Below are 22,991 nucleotides of genomic sequence, written 5' to 3' on the forward strand. Positions count from 1 at the left end.
GCCGTGAGTTCCACGGTGTCAGTCTGTGGAGAGGAAGGCGCTGGCCATCGTCGCAAGACGATGGCGAAACCGGCCTTAGTGAAGCAGAAAGTCAGCTTCGTTCCTGTTTGAGCAGGAATGAGCAAGTCTGACGGAACGGTGTCACACGAATGTAAGTTACGTCTCATGATGCACATTGCATTGTCCTCGCGCCGGGTCTCGCATAGAATGCGCTGGAACACGGCGGGAAATGACCGCATACTGCCGGCATCCTCTCATTCACGACGTTCACCGGGCCTCGCCCCGCACCAGGAACGCTCCTGACACGAGCGCCGCCCGACGCGCTGCACGGACATAGCACTTGATTCTGTACGAATATCCTTTCAACGAACGCATCAGGACACTCCTGCGCCTGGAAGACCTGTTCGATCGGCTGGATTACTTTCTCGGCCAGGATCACGCCCTGCAGCATCATGTCGCCCTGACGACGCTGTTCGAGATCATCGACGTCGCCGGCCGCGCCGATCTCAAGACCGACCTGATCAAGGAACTGGAGCGCCAGCGCCAGGCGCTGTCGCCGCTGCGCGCCAGTCCGCAGATCGACCAGGAAGCGCTTGATGCGGTCATCGGCGAGATCGAGCAAGGCATCGCCATGCTCGGCCAGACCGTGGGCAAGGCCGGCCAGTTGCTGGTCGACAACGAGTGGCTGACCAGCATCCGCAGCCGCGCCATCATCCCCGGCGGCACCTGCGAATTCGACCTGCCGGCTTATTACGCCTGGCAGCACCGCCCGGCGGAAGAACGCCGCGCCGATATCCTCAAATGGGCACGTCCGCTGGTGGCGCTGCGCATGGGCACCTCGACCGTGCTGCGCCTGCTGCGCGAGTCGGGCCAGAGCGGCAAGGTCATCGCCACCGGCGGCAGCTATCAGCAGATGCTGTCGGGCCGCAGCTACCAGCTGATGCAGGTGCACCTCGATGACTCGCTACTGGCCTTCATTCCCGAGATGAGCGCCAACAAGTACATGCTGTGGGTGCGCTTTACGCAGCAGGACGGTGACCTGCGCCCGCGCTCGGTCGACGCCGACATTCCCTTCCTGCTCAAACTCTGCAATTTCTGAAGCAATGCCTGCCGTCGTCAAATGCCCCACCTGCGGCACCGATGTCGCCTGGGTACCCGAAAACAAGTTCCGCCCGTTCTGTTCTGAGCGCTGCAAGCAGATCGACCTTGGTGCGTGGGCGTCGGAAAAGTACGTGATCGGCGGCAAGCCCGGCGAAACACCGTCTCCTGACCTGCCCGAGGAAGAAGAAGACTGAAGCCGGGCCGAAGCGCATCGCGCGCACCGATCCCCGGTTTATCAGTGCGCCGCGGCCAGCACGCGGCGATAGAAGGCCACGCACACCACCGCAAAGACCGCCAGGCCAAGCCATTGGGCCGTTGCGGCAAAGCCTTCACCTACCAGCGCCAGCGGCGCCTCCGCCCCTGACAGGCCGATCACCGCGGCCAGCATCACGCCCACCAGGCTCTCCCCGACAATCAGGCCCGAGGCCAGCAGCGTGCCACGCCGCTCGGCATGTTCGAGCGCGAGCTTCACATCGTCGCCACGCGCCGCGGCGCGGCGCCGCTCGGCGCGCAGCAGCACCCAGGACAGCACGGCACCCACCACCAGTGCCGAGCTGATGGTCGGCGGCAGGTAGATGCCGATGCCGACCGCCAGCACCGGCAACCGCGCCGGGCCGCCGCGCAGGCGCAGGATTTCATCGATCACGATCAGCACCACGCCCAGCGCCACGCCGATCAGGATCATGGTCCAGTTGAGCTGGTGGGTAAAAATGCCGGTGGCGATGGCGGTCATCAGCGTTGCCTGCGGGGCCGCCAGCGCCTGCCCCGGGTCCATGCTGGCACGCGGCAATGCCCCGGCAAACCCGTAAGCGTTGTAGAGCAGCTCGAGCACCGGCGGGATCACCGCCGCGCCGACCACGCAGCCGATCAGCAGCGCCACCTGCTGGCGCCACGGCGTGGCGCCGACCAGCCAGCCGGTCTTCAGGTCCTGCAGGTTGTCATTCGAGATCGATGCGACGGCCACTACGGCCGAGGTCGTGAAGATCGCCAGCGCAATCGCGAACTTGCTGCCTTCGGGCGTATCCAGCAGGCCATCGGCATTGCCGGCAACCAGGATCACCAGCGATACCAGGATTACCGCGATGATGCCGATGCCCGAAATCGGGCTCGCGGACGAGCCGACCAGCCCGGCCATGTAGCCGCAGGCAGCCGCCACCAGGAAGCCGAACACGAAGGCAAACAACACGGCATAGCCCACCAGCCGCCAGCGGGCGCCACCATCGATCGGGGCTGGCGCCAGGAAATGGCCGAAGGTGATGGCAAGCACCACCACCAGCACCAGCGTGACCAGTCCGATCCAGCGTGCCCGCATGTCCTGCTGCGTGCGGGGCATGCCGCCCTGCCCCGCGCCGCGCAGCGCGCCGAATGAGGCGCGGATGCCATGCAGCATCGGCTTGGCCAGCGACAGCAGGGTCCAGATGGCTGCAATGCCGATGGTGCCGGCGCCGATGAAACGCGCCTGCTTGCTCCACACCATGGTGCCGAAGCTGGCCAGCGTGGCGCCCTCGGGCATCGGCGTGATGGCGGTCAGCCACGGCACCGCGATGCCCCACGTCAGCACAAGGCCGAGCAGCATCGCGAGCCCGCCGACGATGCCGACCAGGTAGCCCGCGCCCACCAGTGCCAGCGAGAAGCCCATCGAGAGCCGCACCACCGAAGCGCCCGCCGACAGCCAAAGATTCGCCCCCTCGGCCAGCACCCGCAGGCCGCCCGCGGCGAAACTGAACAGCCCGGCCGCGACGCCGCCCGCCAGCAGGTCGGCCAGCCCGGTCGCCTGCTTGCGCTGCCCGGGCCCGGCCTCGTCCTGCGCGGCGCTGCCGACGCGCAGGATTTCCGCCGCCGCCACGCCTTCTGGATATGGCAGGTCGCTCTGCACCACCATCGCGTGCCGCAGCGGGATGCTGAACACCACGCCCAGCATGCCGCCGGCCGCGCAGATCGCCAGCGTCTGCCAGAACGGGAATCCCTGCCAGTGGCCAAGCATGACCAGGCCGGGCAGGATGAAGATGATGGAAGACAAGGTGCCCGCGGCCGAGGCCTGCGTCTGCACCATGTTGTTCTCGAGGATATTGGCGCCGGGGAAGAGCCGCAGCACGGCCATCGAGATCACGGCCGCCGGTATCGCCGACGAGAAGGTCAGGCCGACCTTGAGGCCCAGATAGATGTTCGAGGCGGTGAACACGACCGTGATGAGCGCGCCCAGGATAATGCCGCGCAGGGTCAGTTCAGGCAGGGAAACGTCGTCGGCGATACGGTCGAGACGTAGCATGCGTCATCCTTTCCTGTGGATTGGCGGCGCAATTGCGGGCGCCGTCACCGCTGGCGCGCCGGGGGAGTCAGTCCGCGCGCGACTCTTCTGCCAGCCATTCGACCACCGGGATGGTGGCCGGCAGCAGCGGCCCCACCGTTACCGGCGTGGCCTGCCACGAGAATGCCTGGCCTTCGCGGCCGACGGGCTCGCCGCGCCAGGCCGTGACCTTGCAGAAGTACAGCCGCACATAAGCGTGCGGATAGTCATGTTCGAGGATGTGCCAGCGCTCGCATTGCGTTACATCAAGGCCCAGCTCTTCATGCAGCTCGCGCGCCAGCGCGGCTTCGACCGATTCACCGGGCTCCAGCTTGCCGCCGGGGAATTCCCAGTAGCCCTCATAGGGCTTGCCGGCCGGGCGCTGCGCCAGCAGGAAGCGGCCGTCCGGCTGCACCATCACGCCGACCGCGACTTCGGTGACCTTGCGCGGCGGATTGCCCGCCTGCTGCGACTGCGATTGGTCTGACTGACTCATGCCTGGGCGCCATCCACGTCAGCGATATACGGCTTGCCGTGCTTGCCGCCCCAGTCGCGCGCGAACTGCCACGCTACGCGACCCGAACGCGAACCGCGCTCCAGTGCCCACACCAGCGCATCGCCGCGCGCGGCGGCAATGTCTTCCTCGGTGCAGCCGAAATGCCTGAGCCAGTGGGCGACGATTGCCAGGTACTCGTCCTGCTTGGGCGGGTAGAACGACAGCCACAGGCCGAACCGCTCCGACAGCGAGATCTTTTCCTCGACCACTTCGCCGGGATGAATCTCGCCATCGTCGGTGTGGCGATAGGTCTCGTTGTCCTTCATGTACTCGGGCAGCAGGTGGCGGCGGTTGGACGTGGCGTAGATCAGCACGTTGTCCGACTGCGCCGCGACCGAGCCGTCCAGCGCCGACTTGAGCGACTTGTAGCCGGACTCGCCTTCTTCGAACGACAGGTCGTCGCAGAAGATCACGAAGCGCTCGGGACGCTGCGAGACCTGCTCGACGATATCGCCGAGGTCGCCCAGGTCGTCCTTGTCCACCTCGACCAGCCGCAGGCCGTCCTTCACGAACGCATTGAGACAGGCCTTGATCAGCGACGACTTGCCGGTGCCGCGCGCACCGGTCAGCAGCACGTTGTTGGCCGGCAGCTGGTTCACGAACTGCCGCGTGTTGGCGACGATGGCATCCTTCTGGCGCTCGATGTTCTTGAGGTCGTCCAGGTGGATCGGCGGCAGCTGGCGCACCGGCTGCAGGTAGCCGATATTGCCGAACAGGCTCTGCCGCTTGCGCCAGCGGAACGCTACCGCCTCCTGCCAGTCCGCGTCGTTCAGCTGCGGCGGCAACCATTGTTCGAGTCGGGCGAGAAGGGAATCGAGGCGGGAGGCGAGGTCAGACATGGCAGCGGCGGGAGGGATAGCTGAGCAGAGGGTTTTGGCGTCGTTCCCGCGAAGGCGGGAACCCAGTGACTTTCAAAGACGCTGGATTTCCGCCTGCGCGGGAACGGCCAGACGAGGTCAGGAGCGATAGTCGGCGTTAATCGAAACGTAGTCGTGCGACAGGTCGCAGGTCCACACAGTCGCCTCGGCCTGGCCGCGGCCCAGTGCGATGCGCACGGTGATCTCGGCCTGCTTCATCACGCGCTGGCCGTCTTCCTCGAGGTAGTCGGGGTTGCGGCCGCCGTCGCGGGCCACCCAGACGTCGTCCAGCCAGAGGTTGACGCGGTCTACGTCGAGGTCGTCCACGCCGGCGTAGCCGACCGCTGCCAGGATACGGCCCAGGTTGGGGTCCGATGCGTAGAACGCGGTCTTGACCAGCGGCGAGTGCGCCACGGCGTAAGCGATCTGGCGGCATTCGGCCACATCCTTGCCGCCTTCAACCCGGATGGTCATCAGCTTGGTGGCGCCTTCGCCGTCGCGCACGATCATCTGCGCGAGTTCCTGCGCCAGGGCCGTGACGGCATCGCGCAGGGCCTCGAAGGCCGCACCTTCGGTGCGCTCGATCGTAGCGGCGCCGGACTTGCCGGTGGCGATCAGCACGAACGAGTCATTGGTCGAGGTATCGCCGTCGATCGTGATGCTGTTGAACGAGTGGTCGGCCGCGTGCGACACCAGCGCCTGCAGCACGGGCTGCGCCACGGTGGCGTCGGTGGCGATGAAGCCGAGCATGGTCGCCATGTTCGGGCGGATCATGCCGGCGCCCTTGCTGATGCCCGACAGCGTCACGGTCTTGCCGTCGATCTGCACGGTGCGCGAAGCCGCCTTGGGCTGCGTGTCGGTGGTCATGATCGATTCGGCGGCGGCCAGCCAGTTGTCCGGCCTGGCGTTGGCAATGGCGGCGGGCAGTGCCGCGACCAGGCGGTCCACCGGCAGCTGTTCCAGGATCACGCCGGTCGAGAACGGCAGCACCTGGTCGGTCGTGATGCCCAGCTTGGCAGCCAGTGCATCGCAGGTGGCGCGGGCATTGGCCAGGCCCAGCTGGCCGGTGCCGGCGTTGGCGTTGCCGGTGTTGACCACCAGTGCGCGGATACCCTTGCCGGCGGCCAGATGCTCACGGCACACCTGGACCGGTGCGGCGCAGAAGCGGTTGCGGGTGAACACGCCGGCAACCGTGCTGCCTTCGGCCACGCGTACCACCAGCACGTCCTTGCGGTTGGCCTTGCGGATGCCGGCTTCGGCCCAGCCGAGCTCGACGCCGGCGACGGGATTCAGGTTCTCTGCCTGGGGGAGGGGAAGATTGACGGCCATGTTCTGTTCCTCTGTGCGTGCTGACTGCGTGTTGGTGCGTTCGTCGCTATTGGCCGCTGTTTCGCTGGCCCCTGACGAACATGCCCGCTTGCGCGGGCATGTTGCTGCGTTACTGCTTGTCTCGTTACCTGCGATGCAGACTCAGCTGAGCCTGCCGTGGCATTGCTTGAACTTCTTGCCCGAACCGCACGGGCAAGGATCGTTGCGGCCGACCTTGGGCATGCCGGCCACCGCCATCTCGGCGGCCAGCGCGGCGCCGGTGCGCAACGACGGCGCGTCTTCCACCGGCTCCCGGCCTTCGGCGAATTCGTCGTGCTTGTACTGCACGTTCTCCAGGTGCGACAGGCCTTCCTCGATCTGCTCCGAAGCCTGCTCCAGCTCTTCCGGCGACTGGATCTGCACATTGAAGATCACGCGCGTGACTTCGCTCTTGATCACGTCGAGCAGGCGGGCGAACAGTTCGAACGACTCGCGCTTGTATTCCTGCTTGGGATCCTTCTGCGCATAGCCGCGCAGGTGGATGCCCTGGCGCAGGTGATCCAGCGCCGCCAGGTGTTCGCGCCAGTGCGTGTCGATGCTCTGCAGCATGACCGAGCGCTCGAAGCCGGCGAACGATTCGCGGCCGACCATCGCGACCTTGCTTTCGTAGCGCTCGTTGGCCGCCGTCATGATCATGTTGAGGAGCTCTTCGTCCTCGATGCTCTGCGCGCCTTCGATGGTCCTGGCGAGCGGCACTTCCAGGCCCCAGTCCTCGCGCAGCCTGCTTTCCAGGCCAGCGATGTCCCACTGCTCTTCCATGGTGTCGGCGGGCACGTAGTCGCGGAACAGCTCGACCAGCACGCTCTCGCGCAGATTGCCCACCATCTCGCCGACATCGTGCGATTCCAGCACGTCGTTGCGCAGCTTGTAGATTTCCTTGCGCTGGTCGTTGGCCACGTCGTCGTACTGCAGCAGCTGCTTGCGGATATCGAAGTTGCGGCCTTCCACCTTGCGCTGCGCGGACTCGATCGAGCGCGTCACGATGCCGGCCTCGATCGGCTCGCCTTCCGGCATCTTCAGGCGTTCCATGATGGCGCGCACACGGTCGCCGGCGAAGATGCGCAGCAGCTGGTCGTCCAGCGACAGGTAGAAGCGCGACGAACCCGGGTCGCCCTGGCGGCCGGCGCGGCCGCGCAGCTGGTTGTCGATCCGGCGCGACTCATGGCGCTCGGTGCCGACGATATGCAGGCCGCCAGCGGCCTTGACCTGCTCGTGCAGCGAGTGCCATTCGTCCTCGAGCTGCTTGATGCGCGCGGCCTTGTCGGCGTCCGGAATGGCTGCATCGGCCTCGATGAAGCCGGCCTGCTTCTCCACATTGCCGCCCAGCACGATGTCGGTACCGCGACCGGCCATGTTGGTGGCGATGGTGATCATCTTGGGACGGCCGGCCTGCGCCACGATCTCGGCTTCACGCGCGTGCTGCTTGGCGTTGAGCACCTGGTGGGGCAGGTCTTCCCGCTTGAGCAGGTCCGACAGGTACTCGGAGGTCTCGATCGAGGTCGTGCCGACCAGCACCGGCTGGCCGCGCTCGAAGCAGTCGCGGATGTCGCGCACGACGGCGTCGTAGCGCTCCTTCGAGGTCTTGTAGATCTGGTCCTGCAAGTCCTTGCGCTGAGCCTGGCGGTTGGTCGGGATCACCACCACTTCCAGGCCGTAGATCTCCTGGAATTCGTAGGCTTCGGTGTCGGCCGTACCGGTCATGCCGGCCAGCTTGGTGTACATGCGGAAGTAGTTCTGGAATGTGATCGTCGCCAGCGTCTGGTTCTCCTGCTGGACACTCACGCCTTCCTTGGCTTCCACCGCCTGGTGCAGGCCGTCGGACCAGCGGCGGCCGGTCATCAGGCGGCCGGTGAACTCGTCGACGATGATGACTTCATCGTTCTGCACCACGTAGTGCTGGTCGCGGTGGAACAGGCTGTGCGCGCGCAGGGCGGCGTACAGGTGATGCATCAGCGTGATGTTCTGCGGCGCGTAGAGCGATTCGCCCTCGCCGATCAGGCCCTGCTGGACCAGGATTTCCTCGGCCTTCTCGTGGCCGGCCTCGGTCAGGTAGACCTGGTGGCCCTTTTCGTCCACATAGTAGTCGCCCGGCTTTTCCACGCCGGTGCCGTCAGCCTTCTCTTCGCCGATCTGGCGCTCCAGCAGCCGGGGGATGCCGTTCATGCGCTGGTAGAGATCGGTCTGGTTCTCGGCCTGGCCGGAGATGATCAGCGGGGTGCGCGCCTCGTCGATCAGGATCGAGTCCACTTCGTCGACGATCGCGTAGTTCAGCGGCCGCTGCACGCGCTGCGACGGGTCGTAGACCATGTTGTCGCGCAGGTAGTCGAAGCCGAACTCGTTGTTGGTGCCGTAGGTGATGTCGGCGTTGTACGCGGCCTGCTTCTCGTCGTGCGGCATCTGCGAGAGGTTCACACCCACCGACAGGCCCAGGAAGTTGTACAGGCGCCCCATCCACTCGGCGTCGCGCTGGGCCAGGTAGTCGTTGACCGTCACCACGTGCACGCCCTTGCCGGTGATGGCATTGAGGTACACGGCCAGCGTCGCGGTCAGGGTCTTGCCCTCGCCGGTGCGCATTTCGGCGATCTTGTTGTCATTGAGCACCATGCCGCCGATCAGCTGCACGTCGAAGTGGCGCATCTTCATGATGCGCTTGCTGGCCTCGCGGCAGACCGCAAACGCCTCGGGCAGCAGGGCTTCGAGCGACTCGCCACCGGCGTGGCGCTGCCGGAAGGTCTCGGTCATGCCGCGCAACTCGTCATCCGAGAGTTGCTCGTATTTCGGCTCGAGCGCATTAATCTGCGCCACCGTGCGGCGATATTGTTTGATCAGCCGCTCATTGCGGCTGCCGAAGACTTTCTTGAGAAGGCCCGTGATCATCGATTGCTTTCACCTGCGCGGAACCGGGCTGATACCCCTGAGTGCGGGCTTTGCTCCGGTGGCCGGGCGAGGAATGGATAGATTGGCGCAAAACGCCGAGTTTATCATGTGCCGAGGTCGCGGCCGGATCGCGCGGAGCCCCGTTTCTGCGGGGTTCGGCAGCGCCGGGCCGGCCTTGACGCGGCTGCAGCATTCATGAGAGATCGGGGCAGCCGGCACAGGTTCAATCCGCCGTGCACGCGAATGCCGCCGGAGCGCCCTGTACTGCCCATGCAGGTGGCCGGCTGCGCGGCATCCATGGCAACCCGATGCCGTACAGCCCGCCGGGATTGCTAGAATGCACGCATGCGCATGTTCACCCACCACGCCCTGCAGACCCAGGCAGCCAAGCCGCTGAACGACTGGCTGGCGAAGTCCGGCCCGGTCTCCACGCTGATGCAGACGGCGCGGGAACTGGCCACGCTGGAAGCGGAAGTGCTGTCGCTGCTGCCCCCGGGCATGCGCGACGGCATCGCCGTGGCCGGCGTCAAGCGCGACGCCCGCACGCCGCAGCAGGAGCAGGTGCTGCTGTTGCTGGCCGCGCATGGCGCGGCGGCGGCGCGCGTGCGCCAGGTCGTGCCGACCCTGCTGTCCCGCCTGCAGCAGCGGGGATCGCAGATCAGCGCAATCCGGGTACGGGTACAGCCGGAAGTCGGCCGCAAGTCGGACTGGGATACCGGCCCGGTCGAGCGCCCGCGCACCAGCGGGCGCATGACCGCCACCGGGCTGGCTAGCCTCGACCAACTGGCGCAAAGCCTGCCGGAATCGCCCTTGCGCGATGCGCTGAAGACGCTCCTGTCTCACCACCGCTAACGGAACCGGGACGCCACGAACATGAAAAAAGCCGACCCCGAGGTCGGCTTTTTCGTACCGGCGGGAACCGGAATCAGGCGAAGGCAGGCTGCGCCTGTGGCAGGAATGCGACGGGCGCGTCCTCGACGCGGTCGAAGGTCACCACCTCGTAGGCCTCCTGGTCGGCCAGCAGTGCGCGCAGCAACTGGTTGTTCAGGCCGTGGCCCGACTTGTGGGCCACGTAGGCGCCGATCAGCGGATGGCCGACAACGTAGAGGTCGCCGATCGCATCCAGGATCTTGTGGCGCACGAACTCGTCGCCGTAGCGCAGCTCTTCGTTATTGAGCATGCGATGCTCGTCCAGCACGATTGCGTTGTCCAGGCTGCCGCCGCGGGCCAGGCCCATTTCGCGCAGGGCTTCCACTTCATGGGCAAAGCCGAAGGTGCGGGCGCGGGCGATTTCGCGCACATAGCTGGTGTCGGCAAAGTCGATCGCGAACGTCTGGCCGGTCTTGTCGACCGCCGGATGGCGGAAATCGATGGTGAACGACAGCCTGAAGCCGAAGAACGGCTCCAGGCGCGCCAGCTTGTCGCCGTCGCGGATCTCGACCGCCTTCTTCACGCGGATGAATTTCTTGAGCGCGGGCTGCTCTTCGATGCCGGCGGACTGCAGCAGGAACACGAACGATGCCGCACTGCCATCCATGATCGGGATTTCCTCGGCGTCGACGTCCACGTAGAGGTTGTCGATCCCCAGGCCGGCGCAGGCCGACATCAGGTGCTCGACGGTGGAAACGCGCGCGCCATCCTTCTGCAGGACCGAAGCCAGGCGCGTGTCGCCAATAGCCGATGCGGCCGCGGGAATCTCGACGGCCTCGGGCAGGTCGACGCGGGTGAATACGATGCCGGTATCGGCCGGAGCCGGTCGCAGTGTCAGCGTCACTTTGCGACCCGAATGCAAACCGATGCCGACCGTCTTCACCAGAGACTTGATGGTGCGCTGTTTGAGCATGACGGCCTCAGTATTATTAAAATCTATTGGGCATTTTTATTGATAAGACGATTTTACCATCGCCTCGTCGCCCGTGCGGGGACACTTTGTTTCGGTCTGTTAAGACACCGTTAATAAGCGTCGCGTGAAGCATATTAGCCTGATTGGTTGTGTCAGTTGCGCAACGCAGCAAGGACAGCCTCCGCACTACTGACGCGGAATTCGCCCGGCGCTTCCACATGCAGCTGGGTGACCACGCCGTCGTCGATGACCAGCGCATAGCGCTTGGAACGCACGCCCATGCCTCGCGCGGTCAGGTCCTGGTCCAGGCCCAGCGCGCGGGTCCACTCCGCGCTGCCGTCCGCCATCATGCGCACCTTGCCGCCGGTCTGCTGATCGCGGGCCCAGGCGCCCATCACGAAGGCGTCGTTGACGGAGACGCACCAGATCTCGTCCACGCCCGCGGCCTGGAATGCCGCTGCCTGCGCCACGTAGCCGGGCACATGCTTGGCGGAGCAGGTCGGGGTGAAGGCGCCCGGCAAGCCGAATACCACAATCTTGCGCCCGCGGGTCAGGTCCGCGACGCGGAAAGCATTGGGGCCAAGCGAGCAGCCGCCGCCCTCGGTTTCGAAGAACTCCTGCAGCGTAGCGTCCGGTACGTGGTTGCCGACAGCGATCATGGGATTTGTTTCCAGATGACGGGTGAAAGGGCCGGCTTCGGGGCCGGCGATCAGGAACACCGTGTGATGCGATGCGCGCACCCAGGCTTTTTACGACCATCACAGCATCATAGGCGCCGTACCGCGTGCGCCCAAGCCGGTTCACATCCGGTGGCAAAACAATACAGCTTGCTACAAAAGACTTCCGCGCGACGCGCCTGTTGGCGCGCCGCGCGGACGACGACACATCCCGACCGGGAAGGCGGGAAACCAGTCCGGGGAGGCGGCCAGCGGCACGCCTGTCCCGGCGACGGGATGCGGGCGGAGGCGGTTCAGCGCGGACGCGGTACCGCCGGAAACCTGGTCAGGGCCACGCCAGTCCATGCGAAGCACGAGCGGATAGGGAGCGCTTGCGTGCGTCGCGACAAGGATGCGCGATCTGCCAGGAGTCCGGTCCTGGTACCGGCGCCCTGCCGGGCCAACTCAGTCTGCCTGCTTGCGCAGGAAAGCCGGGATATCGTAGGTATCCACGCCCTTCTCTTGCAGTGCCGCCACGTGAGCCGATGCCGACTCGCGCGAGCTGCGCCACACGGCCGGCGTATCCAGCCCGCTGTAGTCCGGCGAGTGGTGCGTGGCCGCTGCCGCGGTCATGCCGCTCATCATCTGCATCGGGATGTTGTCGGTGCCCGTCTTGAGCAGGGTCATCGGCTGTTGCTTCTTGGCCGAACGGCCCAGGCCCGTGGCCACCACTGTCACGCGCAGCGCGTCGCTCATCGAATCGTCGTACACGGTACCGAAGATCACGGTCGCATCTTCCGCGGCGTAGCTGCGGATGGTGTTCATGACTTCCTTGGTTTCCGACAGCTTCAGCGAGCGGCTGGCCGTGATGTTGACCAGCACGCCGCGCGCACCAGACAGATCCACGCCTTCCAGCAGCGGGCTGGCAACGGCCTGCTCGGCCGCCAGGCGGGCGCGATCGACGCCCGACACGGTTGCCGTGCCCATCATGGCCTTGCCCTGCTCGCCCATCACGGTCTTCACGTCTTCGAAGTCGACGTTCACCAGGCCGTCCACGTTGATGATTTCAGCGATGCCGGCGACAGCGTTATGCAGCACGTCATCGGCGCACTGGAAGCACGCGTCCATCTCGGCGTCGTCGCCCATCACTTCGAACAGCTTCTCGTTGAGCACAACGATCAGCGAATCGACCGACGATTCCAGCTCGCTCGAACCATGTTCGGCCACCTTGGCGCGGCGAGCGCCTTCGAACTCGAACGGCTTGCTGACCACGCCCACGGTCAGGATGCCCATTTCCTTGGCAACCTGCGCCACGATCGGGGCCGCACCGGTGCCGGTGCCGCCGCCCATGCCGGCAGTGATGAAGACCATGTGCGCGCCGCGCAGGGAATCGGCGATCTGCTCCCGCGCCTGATCCGCGCAGTTGCGGCCGACTTCCGGCTTGGCGCCGGCGCCCAGACCCGTGTTGCCAAGCTGCAGCACGCGCGAAGCGCTCGAGCGCTTCAGGGCCTGCGCGTCGGTGTTCATGCAGATGAATTCGACGCCTTGCACGCCGCGGCTGATCATGTGCTGCACGGCATTGCCGCCCGCGCCGCCCACGCCGACCACCTTGATGATGGTGCCGTCCTGCACTTCCGTTTCGATCATGTCAAAGTCCATCACTGCCTCCGAGAAAAATCAGTCCCCAAACTTTGCAGCCTCCCCGCCGCAACGCCTGGTTCCTGAACAAGAAACCGATAAATAGAAAAACTTTCCGTTCAACGCACCGTTGCCTGTCCGGTAGACAAGACGCGCGGCGCGCCGTTGCATTTCATGCCCAGCAATTTCTCAATCCATCAGAAATTGCCGACAAACCATTCCTTCATGCGGGTCCACACCTGCTTGACCGACCCGCTCTGCACGGCCACCTTGCGCCCGCGCATGCGTTGCACCCGGCCTTCGAGCAGCAGCCCCATCACGGTGGCGTAGCGCGGGCTCTTGACCACTTCATGCAGGTTGCCGCGGTACTCGGGCACGCCCACGCGAACCGGCTTGAGGAAGATGTCCTCGCCCAGCTCGACCATGCCCGGCATCATCGCCGTGCCGCCGGTGATCACCACGCCCGAGGACAGCAGCTCCTCGTAGCCCGACTCGCGCACGACCTGGTGCACCAGCGAATACAGCTCTTCGATACGCGGCTCGATCACCGCCGCCAGCGCCTGGCGGCTCAGCGTGCGCGTGCCGCGGTCGCCTACGCCGGGCACCTCGATCATGTCTTCGGGGTCGGCGATCGCCTGCTTGGCGATGCCGTACTGCATCTTGATGTCCTCGGCATCGGGCGTCGGCGTGCGCAGTGCCATCGCGATGTCGTTGGTGATCTGGTCGCCGGCGATGGGGATCACGGCCGTATGGCGGATCGCGCCTTCGCTGAAGATGGCGATATCGGTGGTGCCGCCGCCGATGTCGACCAGCACCACGCCCAGTTCCTTCTCGTCCTCGGTCAGCACCGCCAGGCTCGAGGCCAGTGGCTGCAGGATCAGGTCATGCACTTCCAGGCCGCAGCGGCGCACGCACTTGACGATGTTCTGCGCCGCGCTGACCGCGCCGGTGACGATATGCACCTTCACTTCCAGGCGGATGCCGCTCATGCCGATGGGCTCGCGCACGTCTTCCTGGCCGTCGATGATGAATTCCTGCGTCAGGATGTGCAGGATCTGCTGGTCGGTCGGGATATTGACCGCCTTGGCGGTCTCGATCACGCGCGCCACGTCGGTCTGCGTGACCTCCTTGTCCTTGATGGCCACCATGCCGCTGGAGTTGAAGCTGCGGATATGGCTGCCGGCAATGCCGGTGAACACCTCGGCAATCTTGCAGTCGGCCATCAGCTCCGCCTCTTCGAGCGCCTTCTGGATCGACTGCACGGTGGCCTCGATATTGACCACGACCCCTTTCTTCAGACCCTTGGACTCTGACTGGCCCATCCCGATCACTTCGTAGCTGCCGTCGGGGCGCAATTCCGCGACCACCGCCGCCACCTTCGAGGTGCCGATATCCAGACCGACCAACAGGTCCTTGTATTCCTTGCTCATCGGGTTTTCTCCGCGTTCTTGCTCTTCAGTCGCGTCGGATTGTTGTTGGAAGTACCAGTAGCTGGTGCCGCTTTTGCCGCCTTGGCTGCCGCCGCTGCCTGCGCGTCGGTCAGGAAGCGGAAATTGGCGGCGCGGATAGCAAATCCGTTGGGGTAGCGCAGGTCGGCGTACTCGATCTGCCTGCCCCACTGCTCAGTGACCTGCGGCCAGGCCGCCACGAAACGCCTGACCCGCTGCTCCATGGCCGTGCGCTCTTCGTCGTTCTGCTCGCGGCCAAGCTCGATGACCATGCCGTTGGACAGCTTCGCCCGCCAGGCGTAACGCCCTGACAAGGCCACTGCCAGCGGCTCGGCCTTGAGCGGCTTGAACCATTCGCGCATGACTTCGAGCTTCTCGACCACGTCCGCCTCGCTGGCCGGCGGCCCGTCAAGCGCCAGCAGCTGTGCGTCTTCTTCCGCCTCGGCGGTGTTGGCGACGAACACCTCGCCATACGTATTGATCAGCCGGCCGCTGTCGGCACTGCCCCAGGTCCCGAGCGCCTCGTGCTCCTCGACCTCGACCGTCAGGCCATTCGGCCATTCGCGGCGCACGCTGGCGCGGCGCACCCAGGGCACCGACTCGAACGCCTGCCGCGCGGCATTCAGGTCGAGCGTGAAGAAATTGCCCGACAGCTTGCCCAGCGCATTGGCCCGCACGCTGGGCGCATTGACGTGGCGCAGCGTGCCGCCATCCATCGGCGCCAGCACGACATGGGTAATGGCAAACACCGGCCGCTGCGCCAGCCACAGCAGGCCGGCCGCGAGCGCCATCACCACCACCACGGCGTAGAGCGTGGAGGCGATCAGGTTGAGCAGGCGTGCGTTATGCCACATGTTCCAGGTTGGTCCGGTACGGTTGCTGCGTTATTCAGGTTTCCAGTGCTCGTTCGGATGCAGGTCCAGCGTGGCGGAGGCCACCACCTGCATGACGAAGTCCTCGTAGCTGATGCCGACCGCGCGCGCGGCCATCGGCACCAGCGAATGGCCGGTCATGCCTGGCGAGGTATTCATTTCAAGCAGGAAAGGCTTGCCGTCGGCGCGCAGCATCACGTCGGCGCGCGCCCAGCCGCGGCAGCCCAGCACACGGTAGGCCTGCACCGCCAGTTCCCGGACTTCCTTCTCGACTTCAGGAGCCAGGCCCGACGGGCACAAGTATTGGGTATCGTCAGTAAAGTACTTATTTTGATAGTCATAGTTCGCGCCGGGCGCGACAATCTGGATCACCGGCAGCGCTTCGGCGGTGGCGCCCTCCCCTACGATGGGGCAGGTCAGCTCGGCGCCGTCGATGAAAGTCTCGGCGATGACGTCGTTATCCAGCGCCGCCGCCTTCTCGAACGCGTCGCGCATCTGGTCGGCGGCGGTGACCTTGGTGAGCCCGATCGACGAGCCTTCGCGGGCCGGCTTGACGATCAGCGGCAGGCCGAGATCGGCCGCCACGGCGGCAAAGTCGGTATCCGCATGCAGCATGGCAAAGCGCGGCGTAGGCAGGTTGTGGGTCATCCACAGCCGCTTGGTGGCCTCCTTGTCCATGGCCAGCGCGGACGCCAGCACGCCGCTGCCGGTGTAGGGCACGCCCAGTTGCTCGAGCAGGCCCTGCACGGTGCCGTCTTCGCCGTAGCGGCCGTGCAGCGCAATGAAGACGCGGTCGAAACCGGCCGCGGCCAGTTCGGCCACGCTTTGCTTGCCCGGGTCGAAGCCGTGCGCATCGACGCCGCGCGACTGCAGCGCGGCCAGCACGCCGGCCCCGGACATCAGCGAGATCTCGCGCTCGGCCGAGCGGCCGCCCAGCAGCACGCCGACCTTGCCGAGCGATTTCGGATCGATTTTGGGATGGGCGACGAAGCTCATGCCTGGCCTCCCGCTTGCAACGGCTGCTGGTGCGAGACCAGCTGCCCGGGGACGGCGCCGATCGAGCCGGCCCCCATCGTCACGACCACATCGCCGGGCCGTACGGCACTCATGATGGCCTGGGGCATTTCTTCCATCTGCTCCACAAAAACAGGTTCGACCTTGCCGGCCACGCGCAGCGCGCGGGTCAGCGCACGGCCGTCGGCGGCCACGATGGGCGTCTCGCCGGCGGCATAGACCTCGGCCAGCAACAGGGCATCCACCGTGCCCAGCACCTTGACGAAGTCTTCGAAGCAATCCCGGGTCCGGGTGAAACGGTGCGGCTGGAAGGCCAGCACGAGGCGTCGTTCGGGGAACGCGCCGCGCGCCGCGGCCAGCGTGGCGGCCATTTCCACCGGGTGGTGGCCATAGTCGTCCACCAGCGTGAAGGTGCCAGAGCCGTCTGCAGTGGCCACTTCGCCGTAGCGCTGGAAGCGCCGGCCCACGCCGTGGAACTCGCGCAGCGCCTTGACGATGGCGGCGTCGGGCACCTCCAGCTCGGTGGCGATGGCGATCGCCGCCAGCGCGTTCTGCACGTTGTGCATGCCCGGCAGGTTCAGCACGATGTCCAGCGACGGCTCGGCATGGCCATTGAGCTGGCGATGCACGGTGAAGTGCATCTGCCCGTCCACGGCACGCGCGTTGACGGCGCGGATCTGGGCGTCTTCGGCAAACCCGTAGCGCACCACCGGCTTGGACACCAACGGCAGGATCTCGCGCACGTTCGGGTCATCGACGCACAGCACGGCAATGCCATAGAACGGCAGCCGCTGGGTGAACTCGATAAACGCCTGCTTGAGCCGGGCAAAGTCATGCCCGTAGGTGTCCATGTGGTCGGCATCGATATTGGTGATGACCTCCATGACCGGGAACAGGTTCAGGAAGGATGCATCCGACTCGTCCGCCTCGGCGACGATGAAGTCGCCCGTGCCCAGGCGCGCGTTGGCGCCGGCGGAGTTCAGGCGGCCGCCGATCACGAAGGTCGGATCGAGCCCGCCTTCGGCCAGCACCGAGGCCACCAGGCTGGTGGTGGTGGTCTTGCCGTGCGTGCCGGCGATCGCCACGCCCTGCTTCAGGCGCATCAGTTCGGCCAGCATCACCGCGCGCGGCACCACCGGGATGCGCTTGCTGCGGGCGGCCAGGACTTCCGGGTTATCGCCGCTCACGGCGGTGGATACGACCACGGCGTTGGCGCCCGTCACGTTGGCCGCGTCATGGCCATGCATGACCGTGGCGCCCAGCGACGCCAGGCGCCGCGTGGCGGCATTGCTGCCCACGTCGGAACCCGAGACCTTGTAGCCCAGGTTCAGCAGGACCTCGGCGATGCCGCTCATGCCGGCGCCGCCGATGCCTACGAAGTGGATGTTCTTGACAATATGCTTCATTAGTTTGCTGCTTGAATTTGGCTTCAGTCCCTGGCCATCTGACTGCAGATCTCGGCTACGCGCCGGGTCGCCTCAGGTTTGGCCAGTCCGCGCGCCAGGCGCGCCATGTCCTTCAGTTGCGGCCGTGTCAGGGCGGCGATGGTCTGCGCCAGCCCCTCGGCCGTCAGTTCTTTTTGCTGTACGAGCAAGGCAGCGCCCTGCTTCGACAGGAATTCCGCGTTGGTGGTCTGGTGATCGTCCACGGCGTGCGGGAACGGCACGAACAGCGCCGCCACGCCCGCGGCGGCCACTTCCGAGACGGTCATCGCGCCGGCACGGCAGATCACCAGGTCGGCGTCGGCATACGCCTTCGCCATGTCATCGATAAAAGGCACGGTCTGTGCAGACACCTGCGCGGCGTCATAGTTCGCACGCAAGGTGTCGATCTGCTTCGCGCCGGCCTGATGCGTGACCAGCGGGCGCTGCGCTTCGGGCAGCAGGGCAATGGCTTTCGGCACGACTTCGTTGAGCGCCGCCGCGCCGAGGCTGCCGCCCACCACCAGGATGCGCAGCGGGCCGGTGCGCTGGTCGTAGCGCGATTCGGGCTCGGCCATGTGCGCGAGTTCCTCGCGCACCGGATTGCCGGTCCATTCGCTGTCGGGCAGCGTGTCCGGGAAGGCGCACAGCACGCGGTCGGCCACCTTCGCCAGCACCTTGTTGGCCAGCCCGGCGATCGAATTCTGTTCGTGCAGCACCAGCGGGCGCCCGAGCAGCGATGCCATCATCCCGGCCGGGAAGGTGATATAGCCGCCCATGCCCAGCACCACGCTCGGACGCACCCGGCGCAGCGCGCCGATGCTCTGCCAGAATGCGCGCAGCAGGTTCAGCGGCAGCAGGAACTTGGTCACCAGGCCCTTGCCGCGCAGCCCACCGAATTGGATAAACTCCATCGGGATGTCGTGCTTCGGCACCAGCGTGGCTTCCATGCCGGTGCGATTGCCTAGCCAGACCACTTTCCAGCCCTGCTCGCGCAGCGCGTGCGCGACCGCCAGCCCCGGGAATACATGTCCCCCGGTGCCGCCTGCCATTACGAGCAGGGTGCGCGTGGCGGTCATACCTTCCCTCCGCGCATCATTACTCGATTTTCGTAATCGATCCGCAACAGGATCGCCAGCGCCACACAGTTCATCAGGATGCCCGAACCACCGTAGCTGACCAGCGGCAGCGTCAGCCCCTTGGTCGGCAGCAGGCCCAGGTTCACACCCATGTTGATGAAGGTCTGCCAGCCGATCCACACGCCGATACCCTTGGCGACCAGCCCGGCAAAGGTGCGGTCGAGCTGCAGCGCGGTGCGGCCGATATTGAAGGCGCGGCGCACCAGCCAGTAGAACAGCACGATCATGACCACCACGCCCACAAAGCCGAATTCCTCGCCGATCACGGCGAGGATGAAGTCGGTATGGGCTTCGGGCAGGTAGTGCAGCTTTTCGATGCTGCCGCCCAGCCCGACACCGGTCCACTCACCGCGGCCGAACGCGATCAGCGAGTGCGTGAGCTGGTAGGCCTTGCCCAGCGCGTTGCTCTCTTCCCACGGATTCAGGTAAGCGAAGATCCGCTCGCGCCGCCAGGGCGACGCCGTGATCAGCAGCGCAAAGGCGCCCACGGCAACGCCGACCAGACCGGCGAAGAGCTTGCCGTTGATGCCGCCCAGGAACAGGATGCCCATGGCCACCGCGGCGATCACCAGGAACGCGCCCATGTCGGGCTCCAGCAGCAGCAGCATGCCGACCACCACCACTGCCACGCCCATCGGCAGAAAGCCCTTGGACACGTTCTGCATCCACTCCTGCTTGCGCACGGTGTAGTTGGCGGCGTAGAGCACCACCGCCAGCTTCATCAGCTCGGACGGCTGGAAGTTCATGACGCCGAGCGGAATCCAGCGGCGCGCGCCGTTCACGCCCTTGCCGACGAACGGCACCAGCACGATCACCAGCAGGACCAGTGCGATGATGAACAGCTTGGGCGCGTAGCGGTCCCACACCTTCACCGGAATCTGGAACGCCACCAGCCCCATCGACAGGCCGATGAACAGCGCAAAGGCATGGCGGACCAGGAAGTGGCTTTCGCGGTAGTTGGCGTAGCGCGGGGAATCCGGCAGCGCGATCGATGCCGAGTAGACCATCACCATGCCAAGCGCCAGCAGTACGATTGCCACCCACAGCAGGGGCTGGTCGTACTCCATCATGCGCGAACGGGTCGGCTTGACGCCAGACACCGCATCGCGCAGGCCACCCCAGGCATTGCCGATGGTGGCGCCGATGAATCCGCTGCGCTTGACCTGCGAGTCGCTCATGGCAAGATCCCCCGAGACAGCGCCAGTTCCTCCACCGCGGCGCGGAACACTTCGGCGCGGTGCACGTAGTTGCGGAACATGTCCAGGCTGGCGCAGGCCGGCGACAGCAGCACCACGTCACCGGATTCGGCCAGCTCGGTCGATTTCGCCACGGCGTCTTCCAGCGTGGCCGCATCGACCAGGGTGGCACCGCTGCCCTGCAGGGCCTCGCGCAGCTCAGCGGCGGCACGGCCGATCAGCACCACGGCGCGCGCGTATTGCGCCACCGGCGCCGCCAGCGGCGAGAAATCCTGGCCCTTGCCTTCACCGCCGGCAATCAGGACCACGCGCTTGTCGAGGCCCGACAGCGCGGCCACGGTCGCGCCCACATTGGTGCCCTTGCTGTCGTCGAAATACTCGACGTCGTCAACGGTCGCGACCCACTCCACGCGGTGCGGCTCGCCGCGGTACTCGCGCAGGCCGTGCAGCAGCGCGTTGAGCGGCAGGTCAATGGCGCGGCACAGCGCGAGCGCCGCCATCGCGTTGGTGGCGTTGTGCATGCCGCGGATATGCAGCGCGTCGGCCGGCATCAGCCGCTTGTGGCGTACCGGCACGGCTTCCTGGGCGGCGGCGTCGGCCTTGCGGCGGCGCGGCTTGCCCTCCCCTTCCGCTTCGTGGTCGGGCTCGGCCAGCACCAGCCAGGGCATGCCGCCTTCGCGCAGCACGCCGAAGCTGCCCGGCGTTTCCGGCAGGTCGGTGCCGAACGTCACGGGCACGCTGCCCGGCCGCGCCATGTCCATCGTCAGGCGGTCGTTGCGGTTGAGTACCTGCACGCACTTGCCGTCCGCCGGACCAAAGATGCGCGCCTTCGATGCGGCATAGGCCTCCATCGAGCCGTGCCAGTCCAGGTGATCCTGCGTGACGTTAAGCACGGTCGCGGCGTGCGGCGCCAGTGTGTGCGTGGTTTCCAGCTGGAAGCTCGACAATTCGAGCACCCACACATCCGGCAGCGTCGCCGAGGCGATGCAGGCAGAAAGCTTGTCCAGTGCCGACGGGCTGATATTGCCCGCCACCCCTACGCTCTTGCCGGCGCGCTCGACCAGCCGGCCAGTCAGCGCGGTCGTGGTGGTCTTGCCGTTGGTGCCGGTGATCGCCAGGACCTTCGGGGCGTAGCCCGATTCGGTCTCCAGGTGGGCCAGCGCGCGGGCGAACAGTTCAATCTCGCCCCATACCGGAATGCCGCGTTCGCGTGCGGCCGCCAGCAGCGCGCCGGTGCCGCTTTCGAGTGGCGACAGGCCCGGGCTGATCGCGATCAGGCCGATATCGTCGAGCAGGCTATCCGCAAACGGGCCGCCGACAAACTGCGCCGAAGTCAGCTCGGCCTGCAGGAAGACAAGGTTGGCGGGAGCCTCGCGCGTGTCGGCCACGCGCACTGCGCAGCCGTTCAGGCCACACCAGCGCGCCATCGCCAGCCCCGATTCGCCGAGGCCGAGTACCAGCACATGAGGTTTTTGCAGCTCGCCAAACACTTTGATTTCCTGCCTTTGGTTTCCTGTGTCTATTCAGATAGCGCCACGATCAGCGCAGCTTCAGCGTCGACAGCCCGATCAGCACCAGCAGCATGGTGATGATCCAGAAGCGCACGGTGACCTGCGTTTCCTTCCAGCCGCCCAGTTCGAAATGGTGATGCAGCGGCGCCATGCGAAAGAGCCTTCGCCCCTCGCCATAGCGGCGCTTGGTGAGCTTGAACCACGTGACCTGCAGCATCACCGACAGGGTTTCCACCACGAAGATGCCACCCATCACGAACAGCACGATCTCCTGGCGCACGATCACCGCCACTGTGCCGAGCGCACCGCCCAGCGCCAGCGCGCCCACATCGCCCATGAAGACCTGGGCCGGATGCGCGTTGAACCAGAGGAAGGCCAGGCCCGCCCCCGCCAGCGCGGAGCAGAAGATCAGCAGTTCGCCCGCGCCCGGGATATGCGGGAACAGCAGGTACTTGCTGTAGACCGAGCTGCCCATCACGTAGGCGAACACGCCAAGCCCGCTGCCAACCAGCACGACCGGCATGATCACCAGGCCGTCCAGCCCGTCGGTCAGATTCACGGCATTGCTGGAGCCGACGATCACCAGGTAAGTCAGCACGATGAAACCGGCCACGCCCAGCGGATAGCTGATCTCCTTGAAGAAGGGCACGATCAGGTTCGACTTGTACGGCATGTCCAGCGACAGCCCGCCTTCGACCCAACTCAGGAACAGGTCCCAGACCCGCACATTGCTGCTTTCCGATACGGAGAACGCCAGGTAGACCGCGGCCACCAGGCCGATCAGGGTCTGCCAGAAGAACTTCTCGCGGCTCGACATGCCGCGCGGGTCGCGATAGACCACCTTGCGGTAGTCGTCCACCCAGCCGATGGCGCCGTAGCCGAACGTGACCAGCATCACCACCCAGATAAAGCGGTTGCCCCAGTCGCACCACAGCAGCGTCGACACCGCGATCGACACCAGCACCAGCACGCCGCCCATGGTCGGCGTGCCCGATTTGACCAGGTGCGACTGCGGGCCAATGGTGCGCACGGCCTGGCCGACCTTCAGCTCGGTCAGCTTGCGGATCACCCACGGACCGAACGCAAGGCCGATCAGCAGCGCGGTGAGGTTGGCCATCACCGCGCGGAAAGTCAGGTAGTTGACGACCCGAAGGAAGCTGTAATCGTTTTGCAGCCACTGGGCCAGAGCCAATAACATCGTGTTTTC

19 protein-coding genes are annotated in these 22,991 nt (G+C 65.9%); 3 read left to right on the plus strand and 16 right to left on the minus strand.

What is annotated here, in order from left to right; translation table 11 throughout:
• The first annotated feature begins 340 nt into the window (after positions 1 to 340).
• A complete protein-coding gene (gene zapD / locus RM96_RS23830; RefSeq protein WP_039014189.1) occupies positions 341 to 1,099 on the plus strand; it encodes a cell division protein ZapD in 759 nt (252 codons plus the stop codon).
• A 4-nt stretch (positions 1,100 to 1,103) separates the two neighbouring features.
• Complete coding sequence (locus tag RM96_RS23835) at positions 1,104 to 1,295, plus strand: DNA gyrase inhibitor YacG (RefSeq protein WP_039014190.1); 192 nt, start codon at positions 1,104 to 1,106, stop codon at positions 1,293 to 1,295.
• A 41-nt stretch (positions 1,296 to 1,336) separates the two neighbouring features.
• Here RM96_RS23835 and RM96_RS23840 read toward each other — a convergent pair whose 3' ends face one another.
• The 5 genes from RM96_RS23840 to secA all read right to left on the minus strand — a co-directional run bounded on the left by RM96_RS23840 (position 1,337) and on the right by secA (position 9,046).
• A complete protein-coding gene (locus tag RM96_RS23840; protein WP_039014191.1) occupies positions 1,337 to 3,370 on the minus strand; it encodes an OPT family oligopeptide transporter in 2,034 nt (677 codons plus the stop codon).
• 67 nt (positions 3,371 to 3,437) lie between these two features.
• Positions 3,438 to 3,884 (minus strand): NUDIX domain-containing protein, encoded by a 447-nt coding sequence (locus RM96_RS23845; RefSeq protein WP_039014192.1) that lies wholly within the window; start codon positions 3,882 to 3,884, stop codon positions 3,438 to 3,440.
• The gene (locus RM96_RS23850) at positions 3,881 to 4,783 is read right to left on the minus strand and encodes an ATP-binding protein (RefSeq protein WP_039014193.1); all 903 of its coding nucleotides are present in this window, start codon (positions 4,781 to 4,783) and stop codon (positions 3,881 to 3,883) included. The genes RM96_RS23845 and RM96_RS23850 overlap by 4 nt, the downstream gene beginning before the upstream one ends.
• A gap of 117 nt (positions 4,784 to 4,900) precedes the next feature.
• Positions 4,901 to 6,130: a bifunctional glutamate N-acetyltransferase/amino-acid acetyltransferase ArgJ gene (gene argJ / locus RM96_RS23855; protein WP_039014194.1), complete on the minus strand. Its 1,230-nt coding sequence runs from the start codon at positions 6,128 to 6,130 to the stop codon at positions 4,901 to 4,903.
• A 141-nt stretch (positions 6,131 to 6,271) separates the two neighbouring features.
• Positions 6,272 to 9,046, minus strand: coding sequence for a preprotein translocase subunit SecA (secA, locus tag RM96_RS23860; RefSeq protein ID WP_039014195.1), 2,775 nt, complete (start codon positions 9,044 to 9,046; stop codon positions 6,272 to 6,274).
• Positions 9,047 to 9,391: 345 nt separating this feature from the next.
• Here secA and RM96_RS23865 point away from each other — a divergent pair, with 345 nt between their 5' ends.
• A complete protein-coding gene (locus tag RM96_RS23865; RefSeq protein WP_039014196.1) occupies positions 9,392 to 9,898 on the plus strand; it encodes a DciA family protein in 507 nt (168 codons plus the stop codon).
• Positions 9,899 to 9,971: 73 nt separating this feature from the next.
• Here RM96_RS23865 and lpxC read toward each other — a convergent pair whose 3' ends face one another.
• From lpxC to mraY, 11 genes are all read right to left on the minus strand, one after another.
• Positions 9,972 to 10,889 (minus strand): UDP-3-O-acyl-N-acetylglucosamine deacetylase, encoded by a 918-nt coding sequence (gene lpxC, locus RM96_RS23870; protein WP_039014198.1) that lies wholly within the window; start codon positions 10,887 to 10,889, stop codon positions 9,972 to 9,974.
• A gap of 152 nt (positions 10,890 to 11,041) precedes the next feature.
• The gene (locus RM96_RS23875) at positions 11,042 to 11,548 is read right to left on the minus strand and encodes a peroxiredoxin (protein ID WP_039014199.1); all 507 of its coding nucleotides are present in this window, start codon (positions 11,546 to 11,548) and stop codon (positions 11,042 to 11,044) included.
• A 462-nt stretch (positions 11,549 to 12,010) separates the two neighbouring features.
• Positions 12,011 to 13,204, minus strand: a complete 1,194-nt coding sequence (gene ftsZ / locus RM96_RS23880) for a cell division protein FtsZ (RefSeq protein ID WP_039014200.1) — start codon at positions 13,202 to 13,204, stop codon at positions 12,011 to 12,013.
• 176 nt (positions 13,205 to 13,380) lie between these two features.
• Positions 13,381 to 14,613, minus strand: a complete 1,233-nt coding sequence (ftsA, locus tag RM96_RS23885) for a cell division protein FtsA (RefSeq protein WP_039014201.1) — start codon at positions 14,611 to 14,613, stop codon at positions 13,381 to 13,383.
• Positions 14,610 to 15,485 carry a cell division protein FtsQ/DivIB gene (locus tag RM96_RS23890; protein ID WP_039014202.1) on the minus strand — a complete coding sequence of 292 codons (876 nt, stop codon included), beginning with the start codon at positions 15,483 to 15,485 and terminating at the stop codon, positions 14,610 to 14,612. The genes ftsA and RM96_RS23890 overlap by 4 nt, the downstream gene beginning before the upstream one ends.
• A gap of 30 nt (positions 15,486 to 15,515) precedes the next feature.
• Positions 15,516 to 16,499, minus strand: coding sequence for a D-alanine--D-alanine ligase (locus tag RM96_RS23895; protein ID WP_039014205.1), 984 nt, complete (start codon positions 16,497 to 16,499; stop codon positions 15,516 to 15,518).
• Positions 16,496 to 17,923: a UDP-N-acetylmuramate--L-alanine ligase gene (gene murC / locus RM96_RS23900; protein ID WP_039014206.1), complete on the minus strand. Its 1,428-nt coding sequence runs from the start codon at positions 17,921 to 17,923 to the stop codon at positions 16,496 to 16,498. Before murC ends, RM96_RS23895 begins: the two co-directional genes overlap by 4 nt.
• Positions 17,924 to 17,946: 23 nt before the next feature.
• Positions 17,947 to 19,017: an undecaprenyldiphospho-muramoylpentapeptide beta-N-acetylglucosaminyltransferase gene (gene murG / locus RM96_RS23905; RefSeq protein WP_039014207.1), complete on the minus strand. Its 1,071-nt coding sequence runs from the start codon at positions 19,015 to 19,017 to the stop codon at positions 17,947 to 17,949.
• Positions 19,014 to 20,255, minus strand: coding sequence for a putative lipid II flippase FtsW (ftsW, locus tag RM96_RS23910; protein ID WP_039014208.1), 1,242 nt, complete (start codon positions 20,253 to 20,255; stop codon positions 19,014 to 19,016). The genes murG and ftsW overlap by 4 nt, the downstream gene beginning before the upstream one ends.
• On the minus strand, positions 20,252 to 21,763 hold the full coding sequence (gene murD / locus RM96_RS23915) for a UDP-N-acetylmuramoyl-L-alanine--D-glutamate ligase (protein WP_039014209.1): 1,512 nt from the start codon (positions 21,761 to 21,763) through the stop codon (positions 20,252 to 20,254). The genes ftsW and murD overlap by 4 nt, the downstream gene beginning before the upstream one ends.
• A 49-nt stretch (positions 21,764 to 21,812) precedes the next feature.
• Complete coding sequence (gene mraY, locus RM96_RS23920; RefSeq protein ID WP_039014210.1) at positions 21,813 to 22,982, minus strand: phospho-N-acetylmuramoyl-pentapeptide-transferase; 1,170 nt, start codon at positions 22,980 to 22,982, stop codon at positions 21,813 to 21,815.
• Between the last annotated feature and the right edge of the window lie 9 nt (positions 22,983 to 22,991).

This window comes from Cupriavidus sp. IDO (assembly GCF_000812465.1).
Lineage (GTDB): Bacteria > Pseudomonadota > Gammaproteobacteria > Burkholderiales > Burkholderiaceae > Cupriavidus.

Bases quoted from the DNA above. Each gene is read 5' to 3' on its own strand.
- ftsZ (WP_039014200.1), bottom strand. From the start codon at position 13,204: ATGGACTTTGACATGATCGAAACGGAAGTGCAGGACGGCACCATCATC.
- RM96_RS23875 (WP_039014199.1), bottom strand. From the start codon at position 11,548: ATGATCGCTGTCGGCAACCACGTACCGGACGCTACGCTGCAGGAGTTC.
- RM96_RS23835 (WP_039014190.1), top strand. From the start codon at position 1,104: ATGCCTGCCGTCGTCAAATGCCCCACCTGCGGCACCGATGTCGCCTGG.
- murG (WP_039014207.1), bottom strand. From the start codon at position 19,017: ATGACCGCCACGCGCACCCTGCTCGTAATGGCAGGCGGCACCGGGGGA.
- RM96_RS23850 (WP_039014193.1), bottom strand. From the start codon at position 4,783: ATGTCTGACCTCGCCTCCCGCCTCGATTCCCTTCTCGCCCGACTCGAA.
- ftsA (WP_039014201.1), bottom strand. From the start codon at position 14,613: ATGAGCAAGGAATACAAGGACCTGTTGGTCGGTCTGGATATCGGCACC.
- argJ (WP_039014194.1), bottom strand. From the start codon at position 6,130: ATGGCCGTCAATCTTCCCCTCCCCCAGGCAGAGAACCTGAATCCCGTC.
- murC (WP_039014206.1), bottom strand. From the start codon at position 17,923: ATGAAGCATATTGTCAAGAACATCCACTTCGTAGGCATCGGCGGCGCC.
- mraY (WP_039014210.1), bottom strand. From the start codon at position 22,982: ATGTTATTGGCTCTGGCCCAGTGGCTGCAAAACGATTACAGCTTCCTT.
- RM96_RS23895 (WP_039014205.1), bottom strand. From the start codon at position 16,499: ATGAGCTTCGTCGCCCATCCCAAAATCGATCCGAAATCGCTCGGCAAG.
- ftsW (WP_039014208.1), bottom strand. From the start codon at position 20,255: ATGAGCGACTCGCAGGTCAAGCGCAGCGGATTCATCGGCGCCACCATC.
- lpxC (WP_039014198.1), bottom strand. From the start codon at position 10,889: ATGCTCAAACAGCGCACCATCAAGTCTCTGGTGAAGACGGTCGGCATC.
- RM96_RS23845 (WP_039014192.1), bottom strand. From the start codon at position 3,884: ATGAGTCAGTCAGACCAATCGCAGTCGCAGCAGGCGGGCAATCCGCCG.
- RM96_RS23840 (WP_039014191.1), bottom strand. From the start codon at position 3,370: ATGCTACGTCTCGACCGTATCGCCGACGACGTTTCCCTGCCTGAACTG.
- RM96_RS23890 (WP_039014202.1), bottom strand. From the start codon at position 15,485: ATGTGGCATAACGCACGCCTGCTCAACCTGATCGCCTCCACGCTCTAC.
- secA (WP_039014195.1), bottom strand. From the start codon at position 9,046: ATGATCACGGGCCTTCTCAAGAAAGTCTTCGGCAGCCGCAATGAGCGG.
- RM96_RS23865 (WP_039014196.1), top strand. From the start codon at position 9,392: ATGCGCATGTTCACCCACCACGCCCTGCAGACCCAGGCAGCCAAGCCG.